Below are 3,230 nucleotides of genomic sequence, written 5' to 3'. Positions count from 1 at the left end.
ATCAACAACGGCTCCATCGCGCCAGCCGGTGATGACGCGTTCAAAGCGGAAGTTATCTTTTGCGTTCAGGGAGCCATTAGCCCGCTCCTTGCCAATATCTTCCTGCACTACATCCTCGATCTCTGGACCCATCAATGGCGTCGTCGCCGCGCACGCGGTCGCATCGTGATCGTGCGCTATGCGGACGACTGTGCGCCACGACGGCGCGAAGGAGGTGTGATGTAGAGCACCTTTGAGCAGCCTTGCTGCACAGAAGATGGGGGTTGGCCCCTCGAACTCGGGTTGCAGGATCAGGGTTCAAACCACCGGCTGCTGCTTCGGCCCAATGGTCGAGGTGGTGAGCGAGACCGGAAAAGGCAGAGCAAGACTCTGTCAGGTAAGGATCGAGGAGACGAGCGCAAGCGAACCACCGATGAACTGTCGAAAGCGTAGGGAAGACGTCAAAACCAAGGGGTAGTCGTTATCTTGGGATCAGTCTGAGCGATACCTGTTTACGGCTCAGGCGGCGTCCGGCAGGCGAGGTGGCGTGACCTCGGTTCAGGCTTCTGTGCGGAACGTGGGAACCTGTATCGCGATGCCAAGGGAATGGTTCAAGTGGAAGCCCCACAAGAGTCTGAGTACCAATGCGCGATGCAGGGACGGAGCCGTGTGTAGTAGTGACGAAGGCACTGTAATGGTGGCGGAGCGAAGGCACGGCACTGTCCCGCTTGATTGGAAGAACAACCGGAAACGGGAGGACTCTTTTGGGTCAAGCAAAGCCGTATGACATCCCCAAGCGCTGGGTTTGGGAGGCGTACAAACGGGTTAAAGCAAATCGGGGCGCAGCCGGTGTGGACGAGCAGTCGATCGAGGTGTTCGAGGCAGACTTGCAGAGCAATCTGTACAAGCTCTGGAATCGAATGTCTTCGGGCAGCTACTTTCCACCGCCGGTCAAGCGTGTGCAGATCGACAAGCGCGACGGCGGAAAGAGGCCGCTAGGAATTCCTACGGTGTCGGATCGCGTTGCTCAGGCGGTCGTCAAAGGATATCTGGAGCCGGATTTGGAGAAACACTTTCATCCAGACTCGTTCGGATATCGACCCGGAAAATCGGCGCTCGATGCCGTTGGGGTTGCTCGCCAGCGATGCTGGCGGCATCCCTTCGTGCTCGATCTCGACATTCGGGCCTATTTTGACTCGATATCGCATGAGCTTTTGCTCAAGGCGATTCGGAAGCACACGGACTGCGCTTGGGTGTTGTTGTACATTGAACGGTGGCTTAAAGCTCCCGTTCAACTGGAAGACGGCACCCCTGAACCCCGAGAGAAGGGCACGCCGCAGGGCTCGGTGGTATCACCGCTGATGGCGAATCTCTTTCTCCACTATGCGTTCGACATGTGGATGCGAAGAAATCATCCGAGCATCCCGTTCGAGCGTTATGCCGATGATATTCTCTGCCATTGCGACAGTGAGCGGCAGGCACAAGAACTGAAGGAGGCGCTTGCGAAGCGCTTTGCCGAATGCGGACTGGAGCTTCATCCGGACAAGACGAAGATAGTCTATTGTAAGGATGACGACCGGCGAGGTGATTATCCTGAACAGAAATTCGACTTTCTGGGCTACACGTTCCGCGCCCGCCGGTCGAAGAACCGTTGGGGAAAGCACTTCGTCAACTTCAGCCCCGGTGTCAGCAATGCCGCGACGAAGGCAATCCGACAGGAAATCCGTGCCTGGCAACTACGCTGCCGGGTGGATAAGAGGATCGACGACCTGGCGAGGATGTTCAACCCGATCATTCGAGGCTGGATGAACTACTATGGTCGGTACTACAAGTCGGCGCTTTACCCGACACTACGCCATCTCGACCGATGTCTCGCGCGATGGGCGATGTCGAAATACAAACGTCTGCGGCGACATCGAAGACGGGCAGAGCACTGGGTACGGGAAATTGCTTGCCGCACCCCCACGCTGTTGGCCCATTGGCCGATGCTGCACAAGACGGCGGCTGGACGGTAAGAGCCGGATGAGCGGAGACGCTCACGTCCGGATCTGTGAGCGCCTGGGGGTGAAACTCCCCCGGGCGACTCGACTCGTCATTGGCTTCGAGAGCAAGGCAGATGCGCAGGAAATGCTCTTGGCCCTCAGGGCGCGGCTGGCCAGCTTCGGCCTGACGCTCCATGAGGACAAGACGCGGCTGATCGAGTTTGGCCGGTTCGCGGCCCTCTCGCGTCAGCGGCGTGGCGAGCGGCGGCCAGAGACCTTCGCCTTCCTCGGCTTTACCCACTACTGCGGGCGGACCCGGGATGGCCGGTTCATCGTGAAGCACAAGACGGAAGGGAAACGCCTGACGCGCAAGCTGACGGCGTTGCGCCAGGAGGCATGGCGGTTCATGCATGCGCCACTGGCCACGCAGCACGAGCGGTTCGCCGCCGTTCTGCGCGGGCACTATGGCTACTATGGCAGGCCGCACAACTATCCAGCGCTCAACGGCTTCTATCGGGAAGTGCGTCGGACCTGGCTGCGTTGTCTGAGACGGCGTAGCCAGAAAAGTCGGCGCATGGGCTGGCCGGAGTTCGAGACCCTGACGGCACGCTTCCGCCTGCCAACTCCACGCATCACTCGCACATGGGCGCAGGCGCGGATATGACGCGGGTTACTCTCGGGAAGAGCCGGGTGCGGGAAAGCCGCCCGCCCGGATCTGTGAGGGCAAAGCCGAATGGCCGAGCTACTCGACCACGACCCAGACCGATCCATTCTGAAGATCAGATGACCTCTCGTCGCTTGCTCGCGTCAGCGCCAAAGCTGACGAGACAAAAGCTTCCCGTTTTGAGATTGGCCGCAGAATTTCTGCTCCCCTGCTATCGATATTAATCAAAAGCAGATCCCGAGGGGCGTATTAGTATCGTTGATACAGCCCGGTTAGAATAGGTCAAGCGTTCAGCGAGAGGAGAAGGTCAGGATGATCTCCGAGGTGTTCATCACGTGTGCGGTCACGGGGGGAGGGGCAGCGCCGAGTAGCGCGCATGTGCCGGTGACCCCGGAGCAGATTGCAGACTCGGCGATCGAGGCGGCGCGGGCGGGAGCGGCAGTGGTGCACATCCATGTGCGTGATGTCGAAACCCGACGGGGCTCGCGTGATACGGCGTTGTATCGGGCAGTGGTGCAGCGCATTCGCAAATCGGATGTAAATCCGGTGATCAACCTGACCACTGGGATGGGCGGCGACCTCGTGCTGGGTGAGCCAGACTCTCC

General features: G+C 59.5%; 3 protein-coding genes and 1 pseudogene. All 4 read left to right on the top strand.

Annotated features, from left to right (window positions below; all coding sequences use genetic code 11):
* Positions 1–225, top strand: a pseudogene (locus IF803_RS42295) (hypothetical protein); the annotation flags it as partial.
* Between the two features lie 518 nt (positions 226–743).
* A complete protein-coding gene (gene ltrA / locus IF803_RS42290; RefSeq protein WP_209945882.1) occupies positions 744–1,994 on the top strand; it encodes a group II intron reverse transcriptase/maturase in 1,251 nt (416 codons plus the stop codon).
* Positions 1,995–2,001: 7 nt separating this feature from the next.
* Positions 2,002–2,625, top strand: a complete 624-nt coding sequence (locus tag IF803_RS42285; protein ID WP_461196135.1) for an RNA-dependent RNA polymerase family protein — start codon at positions 2,002–2,004, stop codon at positions 2,623–2,625.
* 312 nt (positions 2,626–2,937) lie between these two features.
* Positions 2,938–3,230 (top strand): 3-keto-5-aminohexanoate cleavage protein (locus IF803_RS42280; RefSeq protein WP_461196134.1); only part of this gene is annotated, 293 nt, incomplete at its 3' end.

It is taken from the genome of Bradyrhizobium sp. UFLA06-06 (genome assembly GCF_054820065.1).
This window is presented reverse-complemented; position numbering and strand designations above follow the sequence as displayed.

Bases quoted from the DNA above. Each gene is read 5' to 3' on its own strand.
- IF803_RS42285 (WP_461196135.1), top strand. From the start codon at position 2,002: ATGAGCGGAGACGCTCACGTCCGGATCTGTGAGCGCCTGGGGGTGAAA.